The organism is Parafrankia sp. Ea1.12 (assembly GCF_900465275.1).
In the GTDB taxonomy this organism is placed as follows: Bacteria; Actinomycetota; Actinomycetes; order Frankiales; family Frankiaceae; genus Parafrankia; species Parafrankia soli.
Window position 1 is genome coordinate 46,038 of sequence record NZ_UBIZ01000308.1, and the last position, 25,132, is coordinate 71,169.

The 25,132-nt window shown below is 71.9% G+C and carries 16 protein-coding genes; 6 read left to right on the top strand and 10 right to left on the bottom strand.

Annotated features, from left to right (window positions below; genetic code table 11):
• The first annotated feature begins 127 nt into the window (after positions 1 to 127).
• From rhaI to FMEAI12_RS16375, 4 genes are read left to right on the top strand one after another with little or no spacing between them, the layout of a single operon-like run.
• Positions 128 to 1,294, top strand: a complete 1,167-nt coding sequence (rhaI, locus tag FMEAI12_RS16360; protein WP_071065090.1) for an L-rhamnose isomerase — start codon at positions 128 to 130, stop codon at positions 1,292 to 1,294.
• Positions 1,291 to 3,330, top strand: a complete 2,040-nt coding sequence (locus FMEAI12_RS16365) for a bifunctional aldolase/short-chain dehydrogenase (protein WP_112106731.1) — start codon at positions 1,291 to 1,293, stop codon at positions 3,328 to 3,330. Before rhaI ends, FMEAI12_RS16365 begins: the two co-directional genes overlap by 4 nt.
• 2 nt (positions 3,331 to 3,332) lie before the next feature.
• Positions 3,333 to 4,736, top strand: a complete 1,404-nt coding sequence (locus tag FMEAI12_RS16370; protein ID WP_112106706.1) for a rhamnulokinase family protein — start codon at positions 3,333 to 3,335, stop codon at positions 4,734 to 4,736.
• Entirely contained in the window at positions 4,733 to 5,947 is a 1,215-nt protein-coding gene (locus tag FMEAI12_RS16375; protein WP_112106707.1) for an alpha-hydroxy acid oxidase, read from the top strand. Before FMEAI12_RS16370 ends, FMEAI12_RS16375 begins: the two co-directional genes overlap by 4 nt.
• 65 nt (positions 5,948 to 6,012) lie before the next feature.
• Here the strand turns inward: FMEAI12_RS16375 and FMEAI12_RS16380 are convergent, their stop codons facing one another.
• The 4 genes from FMEAI12_RS16380 to xylA all read right to left on the bottom strand — a co-directional run bounded on the left by FMEAI12_RS16380 (position 6,013) and on the right by xylA (position 12,081).
• Entirely contained in the window at positions 6,013 to 7,776 is a 1,764-nt protein-coding gene (locus FMEAI12_RS16380; RefSeq protein WP_112106708.1) for an ABC transporter ATP-binding protein, read from the bottom strand.
• Between the two features lie 21 nt (positions 7,777 to 7,797).
• Entirely contained in the window at positions 7,798 to 9,039 is a 1,242-nt protein-coding gene (locus FMEAI12_RS16385; protein ID WP_112106709.1) for a phytanoyl-CoA dioxygenase family protein, read from the bottom strand.
• Between the two features lie 310 nt (positions 9,040 to 9,349).
• Positions 9,350 to 10,855, bottom strand: coding sequence for a xylulokinase (locus FMEAI12_RS16390; protein ID WP_112106710.1), 1,506 nt, complete (start codon positions 10,853 to 10,855; stop codon positions 9,350 to 9,352).
• Positions 10,856 to 10,869: 14 nt separating this feature from the next.
• Positions 10,870 to 12,081, bottom strand: a complete 1,212-nt coding sequence (xylA, locus tag FMEAI12_RS16395) for a xylose isomerase (RefSeq protein WP_112106711.1) — start codon at positions 12,079 to 12,081, stop codon at positions 10,870 to 10,872.
• 83 nt (positions 12,082 to 12,164) lie between these two features.
• On the opposite strand from xylA, the gene FMEAI12_RS16400 reads away from it, so the two are divergent.
• The gene (locus FMEAI12_RS16400) at positions 12,165 to 13,427 is read left to right on the top strand and encodes an ROK family protein (protein WP_112106712.1); all 1,263 of its coding nucleotides are present in this window, start codon (positions 12,165 to 12,167) and stop codon (positions 13,425 to 13,427) included.
• Positions 13,428 to 13,749: 322 nt separating this feature from the next.
• Positions 13,750 to 15,018, top strand: a complete 1,269-nt coding sequence (locus FMEAI12_RS16405; protein WP_112106713.1) for an aromatic ring-hydroxylating dioxygenase subunit alpha — start codon at positions 13,750 to 13,752, stop codon at positions 15,016 to 15,018.
• A gap of 12 nt (positions 15,019 to 15,030) precedes the next feature.
• On the opposite strand, the gene FMEAI12_RS16410 is transcribed toward FMEAI12_RS16405, so the two are convergent.
• From FMEAI12_RS16410 to FMEAI12_RS16435, 6 genes are all read right to left on the bottom strand, one after another.
• On the bottom strand, positions 15,031 to 16,248 hold the full coding sequence (locus tag FMEAI12_RS16410; RefSeq protein ID WP_112106714.1) for an ABC transporter substrate-binding protein: 1,218 nt from the start codon (positions 16,246 to 16,248) through the stop codon (positions 15,031 to 15,033).
• Between the two features lie 120 nt (positions 16,249 to 16,368).
• Entirely contained in the window at positions 16,369 to 18,744 is a 2,376-nt protein-coding gene (locus tag FMEAI12_RS16415; RefSeq protein WP_112106715.1) for a glycoside hydrolase family 3 N-terminal domain-containing protein, read from the bottom strand.
• Positions 18,741 to 19,799, bottom strand: a complete 1,059-nt coding sequence (locus FMEAI12_RS16420; protein ID WP_112106716.1) for a Gfo/Idh/MocA family protein — start codon at positions 19,797 to 19,799, stop codon at positions 18,741 to 18,743. The genes FMEAI12_RS16415 and FMEAI12_RS16420 overlap by 4 nt, the downstream gene beginning before the upstream one ends.
• Before the next feature lie 14 nt (positions 19,800 to 19,813).
• On the bottom strand, positions 19,814 to 20,836 hold the full coding sequence (locus FMEAI12_RS16425; RefSeq protein ID WP_112106717.1) for a glycoside hydrolase family 1 protein: 1,023 nt from the start codon (positions 20,834 to 20,836) through the stop codon (positions 19,814 to 19,816).
• 49 nt (positions 20,837 to 20,885) lie between these two features.
• Complete coding sequence (locus tag FMEAI12_RS16430; protein WP_112106718.1) at positions 20,886 to 22,193, bottom strand: ABC transporter substrate-binding protein; 1,308 nt, start codon at positions 22,191 to 22,193, stop codon at positions 20,886 to 20,888.
• Between the two features lie 64 nt (positions 22,194 to 22,257).
• The gene (locus FMEAI12_RS16435) at positions 22,258 to 25,128 is read right to left on the bottom strand and encodes an ATP-binding cassette domain-containing protein (RefSeq protein ID WP_112106719.1); all 2,871 of its coding nucleotides are present in this window, start codon (positions 25,126 to 25,128) and stop codon (positions 22,258 to 22,260) included.
• Positions 25,129 to 25,132: the final 4 nt, after the last annotated feature.

Here is a 25,132-nt window from a genome sequence, read left to right on the forward strand (position 1 = left end):
CGTTGTGTCCCTGAGTGCCTTCCCGTCTCGATCCTCGCTTCACGATTGCCGGCCGTGCGAGATTGTGTGACAATTTACAAGATCTCACAGTGGTCGGAAGTGCTGGCGACCGGAAGGGCTGGCGATGATGCGGGCATTCAGCCAGGCGACAGAGGATCTTGCTCGGCAGGAGATCGAGCTGCCCTCGTGGGCGTTCGGGAACTCCGGGACCAGGTTCAAGGTGTTCCCGCAGCGCGGGATCCCGCGTGATCCGTTCGAGAAGGTCACCGACGCCGCACAGGTGCACCGGCTGACCGGGCTCGCGCCGTCGGTCGCGTTGCACATCCCCTGGGACCTCGTCGACGACTTCGGCAAGCTGGGCGAACACGCGCGGGACAACGGCGTCCGGCTCGGCACGATCAACACGAACACGTTCCAGGACGACGACTACATGCTCGGCAGCCTCTGCCACGTCGACGAGCGCGTCCGGGCGAAGGCGATCCGGCACGCCCTCGACTGCGTCGACATCATGGACGCCACGGGCAGCCGCGACCTGAAGATCTGGCTGCCCGACGGGCTGAACTACCCCGGCCAGGCCGACCTGCGCGACCGGCAGGATCGGCTCGCCGACGCGCTGGGCCAGATCTACGCCCGGCTGGCGGGGCACCAGCGGCTCGTGCTCGAGTACAAGCTGTTCGAGCCGGCCTTCTACGCGACCGACGTCCCCGACTGGGGCACCGCCTACGTCCACTGCCTCGCGCTCGGCGAGCGCGCCGTGGTGTGCCTGGACACCGGCCACCACGCCCCGAACACCAACATCGAGTTCATCGTGATGCAGCTGCTCCGGCTGGGGCGGCTGGGGGCGTTCGACTTCAACTCCCGCTTCTACGCCGACGACGACCTGATCGTCGGTGCCGCCGACCCCTTCCAGCTGTTCCGGATCATGACCGAGGTCGTCCGGGGCGGTGGCTACGACGAGGGCAGCGAGGTGACCTTCATGCTCGACCAGTGCCACAACATCGAGGCGAAGATCCCGGGCCAGATCCGGTCCGTGCTCAACGTGCAGGAGATGACGGCCCGCGCGCTGCTCGTCGACCGGGCCGCGCTCGCCGAGGCGGAGCGCGCCGGGGACGTGCTGGCCGCGAACGCCGTCCTCATGGACGCCTTCTACACCGACGTGCGCGCCGACCTCGCCGCCTGGCGTGAGTCGCGCGGGCTGCCCGCCGACCCCACAGCGGCCTTCCGGGCCAGCGGTTACGCCGAGCGCGTCGCGGCCGAGCGGGTCGGTGGCACCCAGGCCGGGTGGGGCGCGTGAGCGGGAACCGGACCGTCGCCGAGCTTCTCGCCCGGTCGAACCGGCTCGGTGCCGACCCGCGCAACACCAACTACGCGGGCGGGAACACCTCCGCCAAGGGCGTCGAGATCGATCCGGTCACGGGCCGCGACGTCGAGCTGCTGTGGGTCAAGGGGTCGGGTGGCGACCTCGGCACGCTGACCGAGCCCGGTCTCGCCGTGCTCCGGCTGGACCGGCTGCGCGCGCTGGTGGACGTCTACCCGGGCGAGGACCGCGAGGACGAGATGGTCGCCGCCTTCGACTTCTGCCTGCACGGCCGGGGCGGTGCCGCGCCTTCGATCGACACCGCCATGCACGGTCTCGTCGAGGCGCCGCACGTCGACCACCTGCACCCGGACAGCGGCATCGCCCTCGCGACCGCCGCCGACGGCGAACGGCTCACGAAGGACGTCTTCGGCACGAAGGTCGTGTGGGTGCCGTGGCGGCGGCCGGGCTTCCAGCTCGGCCTCGACATCGCGGCCGTGCGGCGGGACAACCCCGGCGCCGTCGGCTGCATCCTCGGCGGGCACGGCATCACCGCGTGGGGCGACACCAGCGAGGAGTCCGAGCGCAACTCCACCTGGATCATCGAGCGGGCGCGACTCCACATCGAACGGCACGGACGGCCGCGGCCCTTCGGTGCCGAGGTCGACGGCCGGCGCGCGCTGCCGGCCGCGCAACGGCGCGCCAGGGCGGCCGCGCTCGCGCCCCACCTGCGCGCGGTCGCGTCCCGCGACCACCGCATGGTCGGCCACTTCACCGACAGCGACGTCGTCCTGGAGTTCCTGGCGAGTGAGAAGCTGTTCGCGCTGGCCCGGCTCGGGACGTCCTGCCCCGATCACTTCCTGCGCACGAAGGTCCGCCCGCTGGTGCTCGATCTGCCGGCCTCGGCCTCACCCGAGGAGTGCGTCCAGCGGCTCGCGGAGCTGCACGAGGCCTACCGCGACGACTACCGCGCGTACTACGAGCGGCACGCGACCGTCGACTCGCCGCCGATGCGCGGCGCCGACCCGGCGATCATCCTCGTGCCGGGCGTGGGCATGTTCTCCTACGGCAGGGACAAGCAGACGGCGCGGGTCGCTGGCGAGTTCTGCGTCAACGCGATCAACGTGATGCGCGGCGCCGAGGCGGTCTCGTCCTACGCGCCGATCCCGGAGAGCGAGAAGTTCCGGATCGAGTACTGGGCGCTGGAGGAGGCGAAGCTGCGCCGCCTGCCCCAGCCGAAGCGGCACGCGGGCCGGGTCGCGCTGGTCACCGGCGCGGCCAGCGGCATCGGCCGGGCCACCGCGGCGCGGCTCGCCGCCGACGGCGCCTGCGTGGTCGTCGCCGACCTCGATCCGGACAGGGCCGTGTCGGCGGCAGTCGATCTCGGCGGCGCCGACGTCGCGGTCGGCGTAGGTGCCGACGTGACGAAGGCGGACGAGGTCGAGGCCGCCGTCGCGGCGACGCTTCTCGCCTTCGGCGGGATCGACCTGGTCGTCAACAACGCGGGCCTGTCCATCTCGAAGCCGCTGCTCGAGACCACCGAACGGGACTGGGACCTGCAGCACGACGTCATGGCGAAGGGGAGCTTCCTCGTCGCGCGGGCCGCGACGCGAGCCATGATCGCGCAACGGCTCGGCGGCGACATCGTCTACATCGTGTCCAAGAACGCGCTGTTCGCCGGGCCGAACAACGTCGCCTACGGCGCCGCGAAGGCCGACCAGGCGCACCAGGTCAGGCTGCTGGCCGCCGAGCTCGGCGGCCACGGGATCCGGGTCAACGGCGTCAACCCGGACGGCGTCGTGCGCGGCAGCGGCATCTTCGCCGGCGGCTGGGGAGCCCAGCGCGCGGCGGTCTACGGCATTCCCGAGGAGGAGCTCGGCGCCTTCTACGCCCGGCGGACCCTGCTCGGCCGGGAGGTACTGCCCGAGCACGTGGCCAACGCGGTCGCGGCCGTGTGCTCGGGCGAGCTCAGCCACACGACCGGCCTGCTCGTCCCCGTCGACGCCGGCGTCGCGGCCGCCTTCCTGCGCTGACGATGGCCGCCCGGGTTTTCGCCGCCGTCGACATCGGGGCGTCCGGCGGCCGGGTGATGGCCGGGCTGGTCGAGGGTGGCTCGGTGTCCCTGCGGCCGGTCCACCGGTTCGCCAACCCGCTCGTCGAGGCCGCGGGATCGCTGCGCTGGGACCTCGACCACCTGCACCGCGAGATGCTCCGCGGGCTGCGCCGGCTGGCCCGGGCCTGCCCCGAGCTGGAGTCGATCGGCATCGATACCTGGGCGGTCGACTTCGGGCTGCTCGACGCCGCCGGTGAGCTGCTCGCGCCCCCCGTCGCCTACCGTGACGGCGGCGCGGCGCAGGTCGTCGACGACGTGCACGCCACGGTGCCACCCGAGGAGCTGTTCGCCGTCAACGGGCTGCAGTTCCTGCCGTTCACCACGCTGTACCAACTCGCCGCGCAGCGGCGCGGTCCTCTGTGGGACCGGGCCGCGCACGTCGTCCTGGTGCCCGACCTGCTGGCCTACCGGCTGACTGGGCGGCTGCGCACCGAGCTCACGAACGCCTCGACGACCGGCCTGCTCGACGTCCGGACGTGCCAGTGGTCCGAGGAGCTGCTGCGGCGGCTCGACATCCCGCGCCGGCTCCTGCCGGACCTCGAGGAGCCCGGTACCGTCCGCGGCGTCACGCACGCACTCGGCCCGCCGGTCCCGGTGACGACGGTGGGCTCGCACGACACCGCCTCCGCCGTCGTCGGGGTCCCGGCGACGACCGACAGCTTCGGCTACGTCTCGTGCGGAACCTGGTCGCTGGTGGGCCTGGAGCTGCCGGCGCCGGTGCTCACCCCGGACGCCCGCGCGGCGAACTTCACCAACGAGATCGGCGTCGACGGCCGGGTACGGTTCCTGCGCAACGTCGGCGGGCTGTGGCTGCTCCAGGAATGCCTGCGGGAGTGGAACAACCCCGACCTCGAGGATCTCCTCGCCGCCGCCGCGGAGCTGCCATCCGGCGGCCCGGTGATCGACGTCGACGACCCCGCGCTCATCGCGCCGGGAAACATGCCGGCCCGGATCGCGGCGGCCGCGCGCGACGGCGACGGCCGGGTGCGCCGGACGCCGGTGCCGCGGACGCCGGCCGCGCTCGCGCGCTGCGTCGTCGACTCCCTCGCCCTCGCCTACGCGCGCACCCTGCGGCGGGCCGCGGACCTGACCGGGCGACAGGTCGAGGTCATCCATCTCGTCGGTGGCGGCTCCCGCGGCGAGTTACTGTGCCGACTCACCGCGGACGCGGCGGGGGTGCCGGTCGTCGCCGGGCCGGTCGAGGCGACCGCGCTCGGCAACGTCCTCGTCCAGGCTCGGGCCCACGGCGCCGCGCCGGCCACCCTGGAAGACCTGCGCGAGCAGCTCGCGCGCGCATCGACCCTCCGGAGGTACGAGCCGTCATGAGGCCCCTGGCGACACTGCGTTCCGTCATGCGGTTCGGCCCCGTCGAGACCAACCGGACCGAGCGGCGGCTGGCCCGGGCGGCCTCGGTGCACGACCTGCGGCGGATGGCACGGCGACGGCTGCCCGGCGGAGTCTTCGACTACATCGACGGTGCCGCGGAGGACGAACGCACCCTCGCCGCGAACGAGCGGGCCTACGCCGCTGTGACCTTCCGCCCGCGGGTGCTGCGTGGCCTGCCCGAGGTCTCGATCGGCACGGAGATCCTCGGCGCGCCGGCGGCGTACCCGCTCGTGCTCGCGCCCACGGGCTTCACCCGCATCGCCGATCCGCGGGGGGAGCTGGCGGTGGCCCGCGCCGCCGCCCGCGCCGGACTTCCCTACACGCTGTCCACCCTGAGCACGCGTTCGATCGAGGAGGTCCGCGCGGTCAGCGACGGGCGGCTGTGGTTCCAGGTCTACGCCTGGCGCGACCGCGGCCTGGTCAAGGAGATGATCGAGCGCGCCGCCGCGGCCCGGTACGAGGCGATCGTGCTCACCGTCGACACCGCCGTCTTCGGCCGCCGCGAGCGCGACGTCCGCAGGGGCTTCTCCCTGCCGCCCACCATCGGTCCGGGCACGATCCTCGACGGCCTGCTGCATCCCGGCTGGACCTGGCAGTTCGTCCGCAGCGAACCGATCCGGTTCAGCAACGTCGCGGGCCGAGACGTGGGTGACGGGGCGTCACCGGTGACGCTGTCCGACTACATCAACACCCAGTTCGACCCCGGCCTCTCCTGGGCGGACCTGACCTGGCTGCGCTCGGTCTGGGACGGCCGCATCGTCGTCAAGGGCATCCAGACGGTCGCGGACGCGAAGCTCGCGGCCGAGGCGGGCGTCGACGCGATCGTGCTGTCGAACCACGGCGGCCGGCAGCTGGACGGGGCACCGGCCACGCTGCCGCTCGTCGCCCCGGCCGCCGACGCGGTCGGCGGCCGCAGCGAGATCATCTGCGACGGCGGGGTCCGGCGCGGCAGCGACATCGTCAAGGCGGTCGCGGCCGGCGCGACAGCGGCCATGGCCGGCCGTGCCTACCTCTACGCGCTCGGCGCCGGCGGGGAGCGGGGGATCGACCGGCTGCTCGCCTGGTTCGCCGCCGACGTCCACCGCACCTTGGCCCTCCTGGGCGCGGCCAGTATCGCGGACCTGGACCAAGGCCACATCGACGTTCCCTGACGCGGTCTCCGGTCTCCGGACCAGATAGGCATCGCGACGGACCGGCTGTCAGCGGATCCTCCTACTCAGGCCACCGACTGTTCGTGGCAGTACAAGCGGTAGGTCGTCGAGGACTGGAGCAGCGAGGCGTGTGTGCCGGCGTCGGCGACCCGGCCGCGTTCCATCACGACGATCTGGTCGCAGTGGCGGACGGTGGCGATCCGGTGGGCGATGATCAGTGACGTCCGCCCGGACAGCAGCCGGTCCAGGGCGTCGAGCACGGCGCGTTCGCTGCCGGCGTCGAGCGCGCTGGTCGCCTCGTCGAGCACGACGATGGGGGGGTCCTTCAGCATCACCCGGGCGATGGCGAGACGTTGGCGCTGCCCGCCGGAGAGCATGACGCCGCGCTCGCCGAGCTCCGTGTGGATGCCGTTCTCCCAGGTGCGCACGAACTCCCAGGCGTTGGCCGCCTCGAGCGCCGCCTCGATGTCCTGGTCGGTGGCGGTCGGCTGGGCGAGTCGCAGGTTGCGCGCCAGCGAGCCGCTGATCAGCACCGACTCCTGGAAGACCACACCCACCGCGGCACGCACCGAGGCCTGGGTGACCTCGCGGAGGTCCTGGCCGTCGATGGCCACGCGGCCCTCGGCGGGGTCGAACAGCCGGAGCAGCAGCTGGGCGACCGTGGACTTGCCGGCGCCGGACGAGCCGATGAGCGCGACGCTGCGCCCCGGGGCGATCGTCAGGTCGAACCCGTCGAGGACCAGGTGCGACTGCCGTCCGGGGTAGGCGAACGAGACCCGCTCGAAGGTGATGCCGCCCCGGGCGACGGCCAGCGCCGGGGCCCGAGGGAGATCGCTGACCGCGGGTCGCTCCTCGAACAGCTTCGCGGCCCGCTCGCTGGCGGCCAGGCCAGCCAGCACCTCGGGGAGGCTGGTCATGACGACGGTCAACGAGCTCGACCCGCGCAGCCAGAAGCCCCAGACGGCGACGACGTCGCCGAGGGAGAGCGTCCCCGACGCGGCCCGCCACGCGCCGACGAACAGGAGCAGGAACGGCGCGACGAACGAGAGGTGGAAGCCGAGCGGGTCGGCGTAGCGGTGCTGTAGCCGCGCCAGGGCCTCGGACCCGGCCCGCACCCGGTCGGTACCGCCCCGCACCTGGCGCAGGGCGTCGTCCTCCGCGTTGAACGCCTTGAGGAGCGTGTTCACGCCGAGCATCTCCGCGAGCGTCCCGGAGGTGCGGCCGAGCTCGTCGCGGATGTCGCGGCTGTGGCGGCGGAGCCGCGGGAGCACCAGCAGCGTCCACCCGACGGCCACCGCGAGCAGGCCGAGCGCCAGCAGGGTCATCCAGGCGTCGACCCAGGCGATGAGGCCCACCGAGATGACCAGGACTGCCAGCGCCCACCACACCGTGAGGCCCTGCCAGACCGTCACTTCGAGGCGCTCGATGTCCTGGTTGATCGCGGCGGCGACGTCGCCGACCCGCGAACGGTGGAAGAAGTCCATCGACAGCCGCTGGACGTGCTCGTACAAGGCCCGCCGCAGGTTGTTCGCCCATCGCGTCGCACCACGCCTGCACCAGGTGTGGGCGAAGTAGGCCGCCACGAGGAAGGTCGCGGAGACGACGACCGCGGCAGTCGCGGGTCCCTGCCAGCCGTCGTGAAGGAACCGTCGCGGGTCCTGCTGGATGCGGTCGAGCACGACCCGGAACACCGCGGGCGTGAGACTCTGCGCGACCGCGTCGACGAGGATGAGCGCGTAGCCGCCGACGAGCAGCCGCCCGCCGTCGCCGGCGTGACTGAACAACGTGCGCAGGGCGTGCGCTCTCCTCCCCGGAGACTTACGCGTCATGAGGACGCCCGTTGCCCACCATCACGTTCGGGTCGCCTCGTCGAGGAGGATCTGGGAGATCCGCTCGCGCAGCGCCGCCAGGGCGTGGCCGCCGCTGTTGCTGTTGTTCTCGCCGTTGGCGTCGTCCGCGCGCGGAGCGAGGGAGAACCCGGTGTAGAGGACGCGCCGTTCCTCGACGAGGGGCGGAGTCGACTCGTGGAGGGTGCAGGTCAGGTGCACCGTGATGTCGCCCGGCTCGGTCGGCACGGCGACGACGGGCAGGTACGGTCGCGATTTGGCGATTTCCACCGGCATCAGAACACGGTGGGATCCGGCGATGACGCGGAGCTGGCCGTTGGTCTCGCCGCTGCCGGTGACCGCGATCCCGACGACCATGTTCGAGCAGTTGTAGGCGTGGCGGCCGAAGTGGCAGTCGCGGTGAAAGCTCACGTCCGACGCGCCGACCGTGACACCGATCGGCTTGATGAGCGCTTCCAGGCCGCGACCGTCCACCGGACGCCGTTCGAGCAGGTCGCCGCCGGCCAGAACACCGCGTAAATGCTCCCAGCGTTCGCCCCGCAGGATCGCCGAGGTCGCGGGGGAGTGAGCGATGAACTCCTGGAGCCGCACACAGCGGCGGCTGCCGTCCTCCAGGGTCGCCCACCAGGAACGACCGTCACCCTCACGGTAGTGGGGGAGCGCCCGGTCGATGTCGGAGGAGACCTCGGTCATGTCCGCCGGGTCCAGCCAGCCGCGCAGGTGAAGGTAACCGGCCTCGCGCAGGAAATGCGCGACGTCCGCCGGATCGTCGGCCGGGGTGAAGACGCGCCCGAGGTCGATCGGGGTCCCGTGACGATCGACGAACTCGATCGTGTCGTCCACGACCGGCCAGCCCTCCAGCAGCGTCAGCCAGAGCGAGTCCCACGCGGAGACGTCCGCCTCGGACCCGTCGCGGTAGCGCAGCTCGCGCGCGATCAGCATCGCGTTGAACGATCGCTGGTTCTGCGCCCAGTCGGAGAACTCTGCCTCGCTGAGCGTCACGACAAGCGCGCCCTCGACGGTGCCGCGGGAGGCGGTCAGGGTCGTGCCGTCGCTCGAGAACGACCAGGAGGACGCGCCGATCTCGATGGAGAGTGGTGGTGCCTGTAAAAAGGCGATCCCCCGCGCGACGAGAGGGCCATGGCGCGAGACGAGTCCCGGGAATTCCCGCGCGAGAAAATCCTCGATGTCGACGTGGCGCAGGTCGGCATCGCGACGTGTACGGCGATCCAGGGCGATGGGCATGACGATTCTCCCGTCGGAGTGTGCCGCCGGCGAGCATCTTGCTGATCTTCTGTGTTCGGGTCGATTCGTGCCGCGGAAAAGCCGGGACACGCCGAAGATGCTCGAGACTCAACGTCGTCAGGAAACGGCCGGCGGCAACTCGGAATCCGCGTCCACCACTGATCGGCGCGGCTCGGTGACACGGCTCGACAATCGGCATGTCTGCGGGACTGAACCCTGGCCTGTGCACCCACCGCGGAACGTGTAGGAGCCTAATGCAGAGTTACTAGTGCGCGCAAGTGGCGAGCCGGACGTCGGCAACCCACGTCGGCTAGCCGCGCCGGCTCTCGACCGTGGCGGCGACGGTCGCCGCCACCTCCCGGTACCGGTCGAGGACGGAGGGGAGCGGCTCGGCCGTGCGGGTGACGGCGTCGGGGCGGTGCCAGGACGGCGGTGCGGCGCCGCCCGAGCGGGCCAGGACCGTCGCGGCCTGCCGGGCGGCACCGTCGGCGACGTACTCGCCGGGCGCGGGCACGGCGACGGGCACCCCGAGGATCGCGGGCGCGATCTCCTGGACGGCGCGTGACCGGGCGCCGCCGCCGACAAGGAACACCCGGTCGATGCGTACACCCTGGTCGCGCAGGGCGTCGAGGCAGCCCGCCATGAGGCAGAGCACGCCCTCCACGGCGGCGCGGGCGAGGTTGGCCGGGGTCATCGACGCCGGCGTGAGGCCGTGCAGGGAGCCGGTGGCGGTGGGCAGGTTCGGGGTGCGCTCGCCCTCGAGGTAGGGCACGAGCACCAGGCCCGCGGCTCCCGGCGGAACGCTCAGGGCGAGCCGGCTGAGCTCGTCGTGGCCGACGCCGAGCAGGGTTCCCGTCGCGTCGAGGACGCGGCTGGCATTGAGGGTGCAGGCGAGCGGCAGGTGGTGACCGGTCGCGTCGGCGAAGCCGGCCACCGCGCCGGTGGCGTCCCGGGTGGCGGCGGTGGCGACCGCGGCGACGACGCCGGAGGTTCCCAGAGACATCAGAGCCTCGCCCGGCCGCAGGTCCAACCCGAGCGCCGCCCCGGCGTTGTCGCCGCATCCCGGCCCCAGCAGCAGGTGGCCCCAGCCGGCGGAGGTGTCGCCCCGTCCCGCGATCTCCTCGGGACCGGCGACGGTCGGGAGCACGATCCGTTCGACGTCGCCGGGCGTGCGGCGCAGCGCCAGGGCCAGCAGGTCTCGCCGGTAGGCACCGCTGACGGCGTCGAAGTAGCCGGTGCCGGAGGCGTCGGAGCGGTCGGTCCGCAGGGTGTCCAACGACTGGGCGCCGGAGAGGCGCCAGGTCAGCCAGTCGTGGGGCAGCGCGACCGCGGCGATCCGGGCCGCGGCGTCGGGCTCGTGGTCGGCGAGCCAGCGCAGCTTGGTGACGGTGAACGAGGCGACCGGGACCAGGCCGACCGCGGCTGCCCACCGCTCGGCTCCCCGCCCGCCGCCGTGCTCAGCACCCAGCTTGGCTCCCTGCACGGCCTCGCCGTCGCCGAGCTCGGCGACGAGGTCGTCCGCCGCCTGGGCGGACCGGGTGTCGTTCCACAGCAGCGCGGGCCGGATGACCCGCCCGTCGCGGTCGAGCGCGATCATCCCGTGCTGCTGGGCGGCGACCGAGACGGCTTCGACGTCGCCGAGGCCGCCGGCCTGTTCGACCGCGGTGAGCAGGGCCGTCCACCAGTGTTCGGGGTCGATCTCCGTCCCGGGGGGATGGGGCGCGGTTCCCTGGCGGACGAGAGCGCCGGAGTCGGCGTCCCGGATGACCACCTTGCACGACTGGGTGGACGAGTCGATCCCCGCGACGAGCGCCATGACGGCGGGCCGGCTCAGCCGGCCGAACGGGCGGCTGCCGCGCCCGGGGCGGGCGAGCCGACGAGGTGCTCGATCGCCAGTTGCTGGAGCCGCACGAAACCGAAGTCCCGCTCGGCCGCCTTGGCCGGGTCGAAGCCGTCGTCCGAGGCGAGGAGGTCGGCCGCGGTCTCGCCGGGGGCGAGGGTGGGCTCGGCCAGCTCGAACACCCCGGCGTAGGCCATCGCCTCCTGGACGACGGGGTCGGCGCGGAATGCCGCCGCCTTCTCGGCGAGCAGCAGGTAGGTCGACATGCACGCCCGCGCCGACTCCCAGACCCCGGCCATGCCCTCCGTCCGCGACGGCTTGTAGTCGAAGTGGCGGGGACCGGTGTACCGGGGGCCGTCCGGGTAGCCCGGGAAGCCGTTCTCGAGCAGGTCGACGGTGAAGAACGCCGAGACGAGATCGCCGTGCCCGAAGACCAGGTCCTGGTCGTACTTCAGGCCCCGCTGCCCGTTGAGGTCGATGTGGAAGAGCTTCCCGCTCCACAGCGCCTGGCCGAGCGCGTGGGTGTAGTTGAGGTTGGCCATCTGCTCGTGCCCGGTCTCCGGGTTGAGTCCGACGAGGTCGCCGTGCTCCAGCTCGGCGATCAGCGCCAGCGCGTGCCCGACGGTGGGCAGGAAGATGTCGCCGCGTGGCTCGTTCGGCTTGGGTTCGAGCGCGATTCGCAGGTCGTAGCCCTGGCTTTTGATGTAGCCGGCGACGGTGTCCAGGCCCTCCCGGTAGCGCTCCAGCGCGGCGAAGACGTCCTTCGACCCGTCGTACTCGCTGCCCTCCCGGCCGCCCCACATGACGAACGTGGTCGCGCCGAGCTGGGCCGCGAGGTCGACCGCGCGCAGCACCTTGCGCAGGCCGAACCGGCGCACGCCGCGGTCGTTCGAGGTCAGGCCGCCGTCCTTGAAGACGGGATGGGTGAAGGTGTTCGTGGTCACCATCTCGATGACCAGGCCGGAGGCGTCCGTGGCCTCCTTCAGCCGGCGGGACGCCCGCGCGTCGTCGTCGGCGTCGAAGGGGAAGAGGTCGTTGTCGTGCAGGGTGATGCCCCAGGCACCGATCTCGGCCAGCCGGTCGGCGTACTCCCACGGGTCGAGGGCCGTCCGGGTCGGCAGGCCGAAGGGGTCGGTGCCAGTCCAGCCGACGGTCCACAGGCCGAAGGAGAACTTGTCCTCGGGGGTGGGCTGTCGTGGCATGACTGCTCCGATCCGTGCTGCTCCGAAACCGCATCTTTAGTATTTTGATAAAACATAATCCTGGGTAGCGGTAGCGTCAACGGGTGCCCCTGGAACTGTCCGGACCTCGACCGACAAACGGCGCCCGGCAGGCAACCCTGCGTGAGAGCAACCTCGCCCTGGTAGCCCGCACCGTCGCCGCCGCGGCGCCGGCGTACCTTTCGCGGGCGGACGTCGCCGGGGCGACCTCGATGACCCGGGCCACCGCGTCCCGCCTCGTCGACGAGCTCGTCGCCGGCGGTGTCGTGGACGAGCTGGGCCCGGACGAGCTGGACCGGCCCGCGCCCCGCCGCGGCCGGCCAGGGACGCCGCTGGCCCCGGGCTCGCGGATCGCGGCGCTGGGGCTTCAGATCGACGCCGGATTCCTGGCGGCCAGGGTGATCAACCTGCGCGGCCAGGTCCTCGCCGAGTGGGTCGCGAGTGGAGATCTCGTCGCGAGCCCGCCGGAGGTGGTGCTGCGTCGCCTCGACGCCGCGAGCGGCGACGTCCTGTCCCGGCTGCCCGCCGGATCCCGCCTCGTCGGAGCCCGGCTCGCCCTGCCCGGCATCGTCGCCGTGGGGGAGGGGCGGCTGCTGCGGGCACCGACCCTCGGCTGGTCGGACCTGCGACCGGTCGACGTGCTGGGCGCCGGAACGCTCGCCGAGCTGCCGTTGACGATCGGAAACGAGGCCGACCTGGCCGCGTGGGCGGTCGCCGAGAGCGCGCCGGGCCGCGCGGGCCCACTGCCGGACTTCGTCTACCTCTCGGGCGGGATCGGCATCGGCGGCGCCGTGGTCCGGGACGGTGCGGTCATCACCGGCCGCCACGGCTGGGCGGGTGAGGTCGGGCATGTGTGCGTCGACCCCAACGGCCCGAGCTGCCCGTGCGGGTCGACCGGCTGCCTGGAGCGCTATGCCGGACGGCACACGCTGCTCGCCGCCGCCGGACTGGCCGACACCGTGTCGCCCGAGCTGCTGCGCGAGCGGGTGGCGGCCGGCGATCAGCAGGCGTGCCAGGCCGTGGCCGTGGCCGCGTGGGCCCTCGGGATCGCGCTGGCCAGCGTCATCAACATGTTCGACGTTCCCACCGTCGTTCTCGGGGGCTACCTCGGTCAGATCGCCGGCCTGCTGCGCGCGGACCTCGACCCGGCCATGCGGGCCCGCGTGCTGTCGGCCCGCTGGGCCGCGCCGGCGATCGTCGCGGCCGAGCCCGGCGCCGCCCCCGGTGCCACCGGCGCGGCCTTCGCCGAGCTGGCGGCGGTGATCGCCGACCCGGCGCGTTGGACCGTCCGGCCGGCGGCCCGGGACATGGAACTGCGTAGCGGCTGAGGAGCGGCGCGGGGACGGCCGTCCCCGCGGGTCCCGGTAGGGAGAGACCGGCCGGAGCCGACGGGCGATGAGATCAGCCGGCGCGCCCAGAAACCAGACAGATCCGTTCGGTTACTGGCGGGTGCCCGCGCCGCCGCGCGGACGACCGAGCAGACAACTGCCGGTAAGCAGCCGGACCGTTCACTCTGGTGATGGCCCTCGCCTGGGCGGACTGGAGGCCACCGGCCAGAGGCGTCCCTGCCGGCGGTTGACCGAAACCATACGGCATCGTAGCGTTCTGCCTCGTCGTCCCATGTCGGCGCGGTACCTTGGAGGCACTCTGATGGCGCACTTCACCAAGCCCGTCGAAGGCAGCTGGACAGAGCACTTCCCCGACCTCGGAACCGATTTCGTCTCGTTCGAGGACTCGATCTCACCGGAGCACTACGAGCTGGAACGCAGGGCGATCTTCGAGCGGAGCTGGCTCAGCGTCGGCCGCGTGGAGCAGGTCCCGAAGCGGGGGAGCTACTTCACCAGGGAGATCCACGCCGCCCGAGCCTCGATCATCGTCGTCCGCGACAACGAGGACCAGATCCGCGCCTTCCACAACGTCTGCCGTCACCGCGGCAACAAGCTGGTGTGGAACGACTTCCCGCACGAGGAGGTCGAGGGCACCGCGCGCCAGTTCCAGTGCAAGTACCACGCCTGGCGCTACGGGCTCGACGGCGCGTGCACCTTCGTCCAGCAGGAGACGGAGTTCTTCGACCTCGACAAGTCGAAGCTCGGTCTCGCGGCGGTGCGCTGCGAGGTCTGGGAGGGCTTCGTCTTCGTCAACCTCGACAACGAGGACACCACCCCGGTGCGCGAGTACCTCGGGCGGTTCGCGAAGGGCATGGAGGGTTACCCGTTCGACCAGATGACCGAGGTCTACCGGTACCGGGCGCACGTCAAGAGCAACTGGAAGCTCTACATCGACGCGTTCGCGGAGTTCTACCACGCGCCCGTCCTGCACGCGAAGCAGTACGTCGGCGACGAGTCCCGCAAGCTCATCGGCTACGGCTACGAGGGGCTGCACTACGACCTCGACGGCCGGCACTCGATGCAGTCCGCGTGGGGCGGCATGTCACCGCCCAAGGACCTCTCCATGGTGAAGCCGATCGAACAGGTTCTGCGCAGCGGGAACTTCGGGCCGTGGGACCGTCCCGACATCACGGGGCTCGACCCGCTGCCCGAGGGCGTCAACCCGTCGGGCCACCGGGCGTGGGGCAACGACTCGTACGTGTTCTTCCCGAACTTCATGATCCTGATCTGGGCGCCGGGCTGGTATCTCACCTACCACTACTGGCCGACCGCGTACAACCAGCACATCTTCGAGGGAACGCTGTACTTCGTCCCGCCGAAGAACGCGGCGGAGCGCCTGCGGCACGAACTGGCCGCGGTCACCTTCAAGGAGTTCGCGCTGCAGGACTGCAACACCCTCGAGGCGACGCAGACCATGCTCGAGTCCCGCGCGGTCCGGAATTTCCCCCTTAACGACCAGGAGATTCTCATCCGTCATCTCCACAAGTCCGCGAACGACGTCGTCGCCGCCTACCAGGCCGCGGCGAAGTGACCCCGGGCCGGGTCAGCCGTTGGAGCCCTCGGCGCAGAGCTCTTCCTGGATGACGTCGAACGTGGTGCCCGAAGGGCCGACCTGGACGAAGGCATGGCAGGCGATCGGCTTGCCGGCGTTGTCGCGCAGGTCGACGGGTGCGACGAGGCCCCCGGCGTCGTAGTCGGGGACGGCGCGCAGCGCCTTGATGAACCCCGCACGGGTGGGGCAGGGGCCAGCCAGGTCGAGTCCGCGCAGGAACATGTCGGCCGAGATGTAGGTGAACATCGCGAACTGCTGTTCCGGGTTCACGGTCTCCGGCGCGTAGCGGGTCATCGCGGCGCGGTAGCGCTCGATCGCGGGCCCGCCGGCTTCGAAGGGGCGGAAGAACACCGGGAGCGAGACGCCGGCGGGGGCCGGGCCGGAGGTGGCCAGCAGGCTACGGTCGTAGCCGGAGAGCGCGACGCTGACAGCGAGGTGCAGGCCGTTCCTGCGCGTCGCCTGGACGACGTCGGCGAAGTCGTTCGCCGCGGTGATGCCGAGCAGGCTGTCGGCACCGGACTCGGCGATCTGGCGGGCTGTCCGGTCGGGGTTGTCGATGGTGGCGGAGTAGGGAAGCACCGCGACGACGGTGAGCCCCAGGGCCTGCAGGTGCTGTGAGTAGGTGGCCACGATGTCGGAGCTGAAGGCCGACTGCCCCGAGGTCACCAGGGCGACCTTCCTGCCGCCACCGGCCTGGATGTACCGGCCGATGATCTCGGGTGAGGCCGAGTACATGTAGGAGAACATGTTCGCGTGCCCGGCCCAGGCCGGTTCGGCGGCGAGCCCGGTGACCGGCACCCCCTGGCCTGTCAGGTAGTCCAGCGAGTCGCCGGTGACGGCGCTGCTCATCACCAGGCCGAAGACGGAGTCGGTGCGGATCAGGCCCTCGGTGACCTTCGCGTTGACCGGGCCCGAGCTCTCGTCGTCGCGCCACTGGTAGACGATCCGGCGGCCGTGAACGCCGCCCTCGGCGTTGGCCAGGCTGATTCTCGCGTCGAAACCGGCGCGGGCGGAGGAGAAGGCACTGCCGGCCCCTCCGGAGTCGGAGTACACGAACCCGAGCGTGATCCGGTCGGGTGTCACCCCGGGGGAGCCGCAGGCCGCGGCCGCGTCGGGCCGGGTTCCCGGCGCGGAACAGGCGGTGACGGCGAGGAGGATCGCGGCCGCCGCCGCTGCCACGGACGATCTGGCCAAGGTGCGTGAACGCATGCGGGTTTCCTTCAGCGGTACTTGGTGAGGACGACGGAGATCCCGGGTGGTCGCCAGGCCAGGGCGACGCCGGCCTTTCCTCCGCGGTCGGGATACGGGAAGGGGATCCGGCGTGCGCCGTCAGGCGCGGCGGGCGGACAGCGGTACGGTCCGCGAGCAGTGGATGTCGTCACTGCTGAGCGCGGCCAGCACGGTGACGTCGCCGGGCTCGAGGCCGCGGGTGCCGTCGGCCATCGTGTAGAACAGCCGCTCGACCGGGGCTTCGAGGAGAACGCGCCGCGTCTCTCCCGCGGCCAGGGCCAGGCGGGTGAAACCGAGGAGCTGGCGGACGGGGCGGACGACAGTCGCGGCTTCGTCCCGTGCGTAGAGCTGTACGACGGTCTCGCCGTCGACGGCGCTGGTGTTCGACACGACGAGCCGCGCCCGCAGCAGTCCGTCGATCTCCTCGACCGCCGGTTCGGCTGACTCGTCGAGGGCGATGTCGAAGGAGCTGTAGGAAAGGCCGTGCCCGAAGGCGTAGAGCGGGGCGTCGTCGTCGAGGTCGTTGTAGCCGTGCCGGGTGCCGGTGGGATGGTCGTAGCCGCTGCCGAAGTGGTGCCCGTGGTAGGTCGGGATCTGGCCCAGATGCCGGGGGAAGGCGCTCGGGAGCTTTCCGCTCGGGTTGATCGCACCGAACACGGCCCCTGCGATCGCCGGGCCGGCTTCTTCGCCGAGCAGTGGTGCGAGAAGGACTGCGCGCGAGGCCCGAGCCACGCTGCCGAGGAGGAGGGGACGTCCGGAGACCACCACGGTCACCAGGGGCCTGCCGGTCGCGGCGAGCAGGGCGACGAGCTTGTCCTGCTCGCCGGGCAGGCCGGGGGACGCGGTGGACTGGCCCTCCCCGGCGGTGTTGTTCCCGACCCATCCGGTCCGCTCGCCGACGACGGCGATGACGACGTCGGCGACCGCCGCGGCCACCGCCGCCTGGTCCAGTGCATGCTCAGGGTCGGCCTCGAACCGGCCGAGCGGAACGAACTCGACGGTCGGGTCGAAGCCCCGCAGCGCGTCGAGCACGGTGGGCGCCTCGGGGTGGATCCGCCGGGCCTCCGCCTCGAACCTCTCGTCGAACCCCGGCATCCGCGGCTGGAAGATGTCGGTGAACACGAAGGTGGCCGGATCGACGCCGGGCACCTGCCCCGTCATCACCGCCGTCATTCCCAGCGGCATCTCGGCGTTGGAGACGGAGGTGTAGGCGCCGAAATGGATGCGCAGCTCGTCGGCGGCCGGGCCCACGACGACGATGCGCCCACCCCGAGGTGCCAGGGGCAGGGTGCCGTCGTTGGCGAGCAGGACCAGGCCACGGGCGGCGATGGCGCGGCGCACCTCGGCCGCCTCGGCCCGGTCCGGGGGCGCCGCGGCGGACGCGGCGCGTGGCGCCGCCATCCCCGGGATGAGTCCGACGCGGGCCTTGACGGTGAGGACCCGGGTGACCGCCGTGTCGAGGACGTGTTCGTCGAGACGGCCACCGGTGACCTCGTCGGCCAGGTGGGAGAAGTTCACGTCGCCGGGGAGCTCGACGTCCAGGCCGGCGCTGATCGCCTGGACGGCGGCCTGCCCTTCCGAGGACGCGGTGTGGTAGATCGTCCGCAGCATGTCCACGGCGCTGTAGTCGCTGACCACGATGCCGTCGAAGCCGAGCTGGCCGCGGAGCAGGTCGGTGAGCAGCCAGCGGTCAGCGGCGCAGGGCACGCCGTCGAGCTCGTTGTAGGAGTTCATGACGGCGACCAGGCCGGCCTCGGTGATGGCGCGGCGGAACGGCTCGGCGTACTCGTCGATCAGGGCGCGGCGTCCCAGCTGGGTGACCGCCTGGTTGAGGCCGCCCTCGGAGGCGCCGTACCCGGCGAAGTGCTTTCCCGTCGCGAGCAGGCCGGAGTCGCCCTCGGGGCCCTGGACACCCCGGACGAAGGCGACCGAGAACTGGGCGGCGAGCTCGGGGTCCTCACCGTACGTCTCGTGCACGCGGCCCCAGCGGGGATCCCGCGCGAGGTCCATGACCGGGGAGAAGGCGAGGTGGATGCCGGTCTCCCGCATGTGGGCGGCGCTCACGGCCGCCGCGCGGGTCACCAGCGCCGGGTCCCAGGTCGCCGCCTGCGCCCAGGCGGTCGGGAACTGCGAGCCCGAGACATGCAGGAAGCCGTTGACGGCCTCGTTGTGCGCGAGGGCCCCGATGCCGAAGGGGGCGACCGCACGCACCGCCGACTGGATCCGGTCGAGCGCGGACCGCAGGCTCGCCGCGTCGTGGCCGAGGAACCAGGACAGGGACAGGTGACCGGCCCCGTGCGGGCGCAGTGACGGCACCCGGCTGACGTCGATGTCCGGACTGGCCGGGCGCGGCCCCTCGCCACGGACGATGAGATCGGTTACCGCGAACCCCGTCAGCTGGGCGATCTTCTGGTCCAGCGTCAGCCGGGACACCAGGTCCGGGACCTTGCCGGGGCTCAGCGTGCTGCGGGTCACCTCGGGGTTCCTTCTTCGCTGGTCGGGTAGCGCAGGCCGATCTGGGCCCGGGCGGCGTCGAGGGTGCGCATGACCGACACGGATTCCGCGAGCGGCATGAGGTCGCTTTCCAGCTGCCCGGCGCGCAGCCGGTCGTGGATGTGACGGGCCTGGTGGTGCAGGCCGCCTCCGGCCCTGTCGCCGGGGCCCGGGCCGCCGGGGCCGGTTCCGGTAAGGGCGGCGGGGTCGAGGGCGGCGGGCAGGCTCAGGTGCTCGGTGCCGAACGGGCCGCGCAGGACCAGTTCGTCCGGGCAGTGCATCATCGCGGGCAGCTCGATGCTGCCCGTGGTGCCGGTGATACGGCCGGTACAGGCGAGGCCTGCCCGCAGGGATGCCTTGGCGAGGGCCACCGCGCCCGTGTCGTAGCCCGTCATGACGGCGGTGTGCTCGTCGACGCCGGTCTCGCCGAGCTGGGCGAACGCGGCGACCCGGTCCGGTTCGCCGAGCAGCATGCTGGCCAGCGACAGGGGGTAGACGCCCAGGTCGAGCAGGGCGCCGCCGCCCTGGGCCGGATCGAACAGCCGGTGCGACGGATCCATCGGGAGCCGGAAGCCGAAGTCACCGTCGACGGCGAGGACGGTGCCGATCGCGCCGTCGGCGACCAGCTCCCGGATCCGGACGTAGGCGGGCAGGAAGCGGCTCCACATCGCCTCCATCAGGAACTGCCCGCGCGCGCGGGCAGTGGCCACCATGTCGGCGGCCTGGTCCGCGTCGAGGGCGAACGGCTTCTCGCACAGCACACCCCGCCCGGCGTTCAGGAACAGCAGCGTGTGGCGGTGGTGGTGGGAGTGCGGGGAGGCCACGTAGACGACGTCGACGCCGTCGTCGGCGGCAAGCTCCTCGTACGATCCGTAGCTGCGCCGGCGTGGCACGCCGAACTTCTCGCCGAACTCGTCGGCGGTCCGCTGGTGCCGCGAGCCGACGGCGACCAGCTCGGCGTCGGGCAGGCGGCTGAGCGCCTGCGCGAACCCGTTCGCGATGGAGCCGGTGCCCGCGATCGCCCAGCGCAACGACATGAGACGTCCTCGATTCAGGTGAGTCCGCCGGCGCGGGCGACCTTGCCGAGCCAGCGGGCGGAGGGTTTGACGGTGCGGGTGAAGGTGGTGCGGTCGACGGCGATGAGCCCGAAGGTCATCTGGTAGCCGGACGTCCACTCGAAGTTGTCGAGCAGGGACCAGTGCAGGTACCCGCGGACGTCGACGCCGTCGGCGATGGCGCCGGCGAGTCCCTCGAGCGCGGCGGTGGTGTAGGCGATCCGGGCGTCGTCGTCGTCGGTGGCCATGCCGTTCTCGGTGACCAGCACCGGCACGCCGGCGTGCTCGGCGGCGAGGCGGACGGTGTGGCCCAGGGCCTGGGGGTAGATCTCCCAGCCGGTCTGCGTGGTGATGGCCTCCACGGCCTTGCGGTGCGCGTTCGCCATCACCTCGACGCTGGGGGCGGCCCACGCCGCGCCCGACAGTGCCTCGCCTGACCGCGCCTCGCCGGGATCCTGGCCCTCGTTGCCGGTCGACAGGCCGAGGGTCTCGTCGCGGGACGCGGCCGGGATGACACCGAGATGCACCATCAGGGAGATGACGTTCGGCTCGTTGAACGTGCACACCCAGGGCACCAGGTCACCAATGTGCTCGGTCACCCGGCCCGCGTACCGGGCGAACCGGTCCGCCGCCGCCGGATTGCTCCACCCTCCCGCGTCGGCGAACCACCGCGGTGTCGAGAAGTGGCTGTAGGTCACGACCGGGGTGACTCCGTGCTCGAGGCACGTGCCGACCATCCGGCGGTAGTGGTCGAGAGCGGCCCGGGAGAAATAGCCCTCCTCCGGCTCGATTCTCGCCCACTCGACCCCGAACCGGTAGGCGTTCAGGCCGAGACCGGCCAGGGTCGCGATGTCCTCCGGGTACCGGTGGTAGTGGTCGCAGGCGTCGCCTGACGGCTCGGCGAACGTCGAGTTCTTCGCCCATTCGCTGCGCCACATGCCGGAGTTGACGTTGCCGCCCTCCACCTGGTGCGCCGCGGTCGAAGCACCCCAGAGGAAGTCCTCGGGGAATGTGCTCATGATCGTTGGATCTCCTGAGCCGGATGCTTTCGTGGGACGGGGACGGCTGTCAGCCGGCGGCGGGGAAGAAGTTCTTCCGCGCGGGGTCGAACGTGTAGAGACGGGGCGGGATCGCGCCGTGCGGGGTCTCGCGGCTGTAAGTGGCCTTGTCCCGGTAGCTGGGGACCTGGAAGGAACCGAGCGAGAAGGCGGCCTGCTGGAACGACTGGTAGGTGAGGTCCTCACCGGCCTTCTCGGTGATCGCCTGGAACAGGGCCAGGTAACGGCAGGCGACGCCCTCGGACGTTCCGGGTCCGGGCTCACCTGAGGGCACGGTCGCCGGGTCGACCAGCTTGCCGGTGAGCGCCGGCATCGCGGCCTCGATGGTGGCGACGCACGCGGCGTTGGCCGGCTCGGAGTAGTCGTTGACCAGCCCGAGGGCCGCGGCACCGGTCACGACGGCCGGGTCGTGGTCGCCCGGGCTCAACAGGTAGGCCTGGGCCTGACTGGTACTGGCGAACAGCAGCCTGGGGCGGTAGTCGGTCTTCCCGAGCTCGGCGGGGAACTGGGTCTGGGAGCCGCCGACCAGGAGCACGGTGTCGACCCCCGCGGCCCGGAACTTCTGGATGAAGACGCCGAACTGCTGGGAGACCGCGGCCGCGTCACTGATGTCGGCGTCGAGGATGCCGGTCTCGGTCACCGGGACCTGGAGACGCCGCAGGGCCGGCAGGACGACCTTGTCCGCCGAGGCCTGGTCGTCCCGGTAGGCGACGACCGCGACCTTCTTGCCCGCCAGGGCGTTGTCGGCGGTGAACAGCTCGATGCCGTCGGCCAGCTCGTCCCCGCCGCGCAGGTCGGAGACCCACGGAGCCTGCGCCTTGGCGTAGCGCTCCGCGGTGAGGTCACCGCCGACGAGCGCCGTCTTGTGGGTCTGGACATAGCACAGCGCGTCCTCGGCGTTGAGGCTTCCGAGCACGGCGAAGACCTTCTCGTCCTGGGTCAGCTTGACGCAGGTCTCCTGGGCGCCGGCGGGGGAGATGACGTCGACCGCGCCGTACACCGGGATGATCTTCCTGCCCTGGATGCCGCCCGCGGCATTGACCTTGTCTACCAGGGCTTGGAAGGTGGCCTGGTAGTCGCCGTGGTCGATGTCGACGTACTGCTTGACGACCTCGAGGTCGGGGTAGACAAAGCCGATCTTGATGCTGTCGGCCGTGACGCCCGGCGAGATCGCCGGCGCCGGCGGGGCCGGGAACGCGTTCGAGGTGGGGCTGCTGGCCGGGGGGTCGTCCGACTCGACGCTGCAACCGGCTAATACGAGCGCGGCTCCCGCGGCGATCAGCATGAGCGGACGGCGCCAGCGATGGTGCGAGGTCATGTCAGAGGTGCTCCGTATTCCTGGAGGATTTGTACGGTGAGGTGCAGCCGGTGGACCGGCGGAGTTACGAGGGCACGACCGCGTCGGTCGGCGTGTGGTGGTCCTCGGGGTCCGGGGTCGCCGGGGCTTTTCCACTGCGTTCGATGGCGCGTTCGTCGGTGCCGAGATAGCTGGCGATGACCCTGGGGTCGTTGCGGACGGCGTCCGGTGCTCCGCTGGCGATGATCTGGCCGGTTTCGAGGCAGTAGACGCGGTTGCTGATGCTCATGATCAGTGGCATGTCGTGTTCGATGACGAGCATGGCGGCGCCGAGCTCGCGGCGGATCTCCTGGATGAGCGGGCCGAACGCCTCGGTTTCGCGTTGGGCGACGCCGGCGGTGGGTTCGTCGAGGCACAGGACCTGGGCGTCGAGGGCCAGCAGGCCGGCGAGCTCGACGATGCGGCGCGTGCCGGTGGACAGGTCGGCGATGAAGGCGTCGGCGTAGCGGCCGAGGCCGAGGAAGCCGATGAGGTCGTCGGCGTTCGAGCGTTTCGCGCGTTCGGCGCGGAAGGTGTGCGGCAGGTGCAGGGCGGTGGAGGGCAGCCCGGTGCGGCCGCGGGCCTCCAGCGCGATCTGGACCGTCTCGCGGACGGTGAGCTCGGGGAACAGCGCGGCGGCCTGGAAGGTGCGGCCGACACCGCCGCGGGCCCGGGCCGCCGGGCTGGCGGTGGAGACGTTCCGGCCGAGCAGGGTGACGGTGCCGGCGGCGGGGACGAAACCGCCGATGGCGTTCATCAGGGTGGACTTCCCGGCGCCGTTGGTGCCGATGAGGCCGACGATCTCGCCGGGCATCACGGTGAGCGAGACGCCGTCGACGGCGGCCCGGCCCCCGAAACGCACCCGGACGTCGCTGGTCTCGAGGACGGGGGTGTTCTCCGGGAGCGGCGGTCGGGTGGTGTGGGTGAGTGCCGGGGGCACGGTCGAGACGCTCTTCGCCGGGGGGGTGGTGCCGAGCCTGCTGTCCGCCCAGGCGAGGAGGGCGTCGCGGGCGCTGTAGCCGATCTGGACCAGGCCGCCGGGGAAGTAGAGCAGCAGGACCAGCAGGCCCAGGCTGGACGTCAGCAGCGGGACGATGTCGTTGTCGGGGAAGAAGGACGGCAGGCCGATGACCCACAGCGAGCCGAGCAGCGGGCCGGTGACCGAGCCGAGACCGCCGATCACCACGATGGAGACCAGGAGCAGCGAGTCGGGGCTGAGGAAGTACCTGTCGGCGTAGGGGACGTTCTGGACGGCGCCGGCGAGCAGGCTGCCGCCGAGCCCGGCGATCCCGCCGGCGAGCGCGAACGCGCGCAGTTTCACCCGGGTGGGGGCGACGGTGTACGCGGCCGCGGTGGCGGGGTTGTCGCGGACGCCGATGGTGGTCCGTCCGATCCCGGACCTGCGCAGCCGGGCCACCACGAGCAGGACCAGGACCAGGACGATCAGGACGAGGTAGTAGTAGGCCCGTTGGGTGGTGACGTCGATCCCGAAGACGGTGCTTCGCGGGAACGAGGCGGTGTTGCCGCCCTCGTCGTGGAACACGTCGCGGCGGTAGAGGTACTGCTCGGCCGCGATCCCGAACGCGAAGGTGCTGACGGCCAGGAGCAGTCCGCGCACCCGCAGCGCGCCCGCTCCGACCACGGCGGCCAGAGCCGCGGTGAACACCGTGGCGATGGCGACGGCCGCCGGGAAGGGCAGGGCGTTCAGCTCCACGACGGAGCCGCCGACCTGCAGGCGCAGGCCACGGTTGAGCGCGGCGGCGAGCAGCGCGCCCAGCCCCGCGAAGGCCATCTGGCCGAGGGAGAGCTGCCCCGCCCAGCCGGTCAGGATCGTGATCGAGGCGGCGCAGATCGCGTAGCCGAGGATCACGGTGTAGAGCAGGTGCCGGGAGGGCTGGGCGACGAGCAGGGGCAGGACGACGGCGACCAGGCCGAGCAGGACCAGCGGGGCGCGTTCGAGCTGGCGGACCCACCAGAGCCCGCGTAGCCGGTCGGGCACGGGCTTGATCTTCGGGGCGAAGGAGAACGACGACGACTCGGTGTCACGGCCGCGGCTGACGAAGAACACCGCAGCCAGCACCACGACGAAGATCGTCATATCGGTGAGGCCGGGCTGGTCGAGCCAGTTGAACTGGATGAACGACTGGGCCAGGCCCAGGGCGATCCCGGCGAGCAGGGCGACGCGGAACGACGTCATCCGGGCGATCACCGCGGCGGCCAGGGCCCGGAGCAGGGTGGTGGGGCCGAGGGTGGTGATCTGGGTCAGGGACTGGTTCTGCGCGGAGACCAGGATCAGGCACAGCGTCCCGATCAGCCCCGCCACCGCCCAGACCGCCGTCGACACGGTCTTGGGGCTGATGCCCTGCAGGCGGGCGAGCTCGGGGTTGTCCGCGGCGGCCTTGACCGTCCGGCCGAGCACGGTCCGGCCGAGGAACAGGCTGAGCCCGAGCGCGACGAGGGGCACCGTGACCAGGACGCTGAGCTGTGCCCCGCTGATCGTGAGGTCACTGACCGGCGACCAGCTCCCCGACCAGGGCACCGGGTAGGACTCGCGCGGGTAGTCGTCGAGGTCGGGCAGCGAGGTGACGACGGTCAGCGCGAGCTGGGCGACGCCGATGGTCGCGACCAGCAGGATCACCCGTGGCGCGGCGAACAGCCGGCGGATCACCGTGAGGTCGACCAGGGCGCCGAACAGCACACCTACGAGCAGCGCGATGGCCAGCGAGATCCAGTACGGCACGTTGTAACGCACCGTGAGCAGCGCGAAGAGGGCCGAGCCGACCAGGCCCATGTTCGCCACCGCGAAGTTGATGACGCGGGTGGAGCGGTGGACCAGGACGATGCCGACCGCGAGCAGGCCGATGACCAGCCCGGTGACCGCGCCGTCGAAGAGCAGTTGGGTGGTGGGCAGTTCCATGGCG

Excerpts from the sequence above, each read along its gene's own strand:
- xylA (WP_112106711.1), bottom strand. The coding sequence starts at position 12,081 with ATGCCACGACAGCCCACCCCCGAGGACAAGTTCTCCTTCGGCCTGTGG.
- FMEAI12_RS16430 (WP_112106718.1), bottom strand. The coding sequence starts at position 22,193 with ATGACCTCGCACCATCGCTGGCGCCGTCCGCTCATGCTGATCGCCGCG.
- FMEAI12_RS16370 (WP_112106706.1), top strand. The coding sequence starts at position 3,333 with ATGGCCGCCCGGGTTTTCGCCGCCGTCGACATCGGGGCGTCCGGCGGC.
- FMEAI12_RS16425 (WP_112106717.1), bottom strand. The coding sequence starts at position 20,836 with ATGAGCACATTCCCCGAGGACTTCCTCTGGGGTGCTTCGACCGCGGCG.
- FMEAI12_RS16420 (WP_112106716.1), bottom strand. The coding sequence starts at position 19,799 with ATGTCGTTGCGCTGGGCGATCGCGGGCACCGGCTCCATCGCGAACGGG.
- FMEAI12_RS16385 (WP_112106709.1), bottom strand. The coding sequence starts at position 9,039 with ATGCCCATCGCCCTGGATCGCCGTACACGTCGCGATGCCGACCTGCGC.
- rhaI (WP_071065090.1), top strand. The coding sequence starts at position 128 with ATGCGGGCATTCAGCCAGGCGACAGAGGATCTTGCTCGGCAGGAGATC.
- FMEAI12_RS16390 (WP_112106710.1), bottom strand. The coding sequence starts at position 10,855 with ATGGCGCTCGTCGCGGGGATCGACTCGTCCACCCAGTCGTGCAAGGTG.
- FMEAI12_RS16380 (WP_112106708.1), bottom strand. The coding sequence starts at position 7,776 with ATGACGCGTAAGTCTCCGGGGAGGAGAGCGCACGCCCTGCGCACGTTG.
- FMEAI12_RS16405 (WP_112106713.1), top strand. The coding sequence starts at position 13,750 with ATGGCGCACTTCACCAAGCCCGTCGAAGGCAGCTGGACAGAGCACTTC.
- FMEAI12_RS16435 (WP_112106719.1), bottom strand. The coding sequence starts at position 25,128 with ATGGAACTGCCCACCACCCAACTGCTCTTCGACGGCGCGGTCACCGGG.
- FMEAI12_RS16375 (WP_112106707.1), top strand. The coding sequence starts at position 4,733 with ATGAGGCCCCTGGCGACACTGCGTTCCGTCATGCGGTTCGGCCCCGTC.
- FMEAI12_RS16410 (WP_112106714.1), bottom strand. The coding sequence starts at position 16,248 with ATGCGTTCACGCACCTTGGCCAGATCGTCCGTGGCAGCGGCGGCGGCC.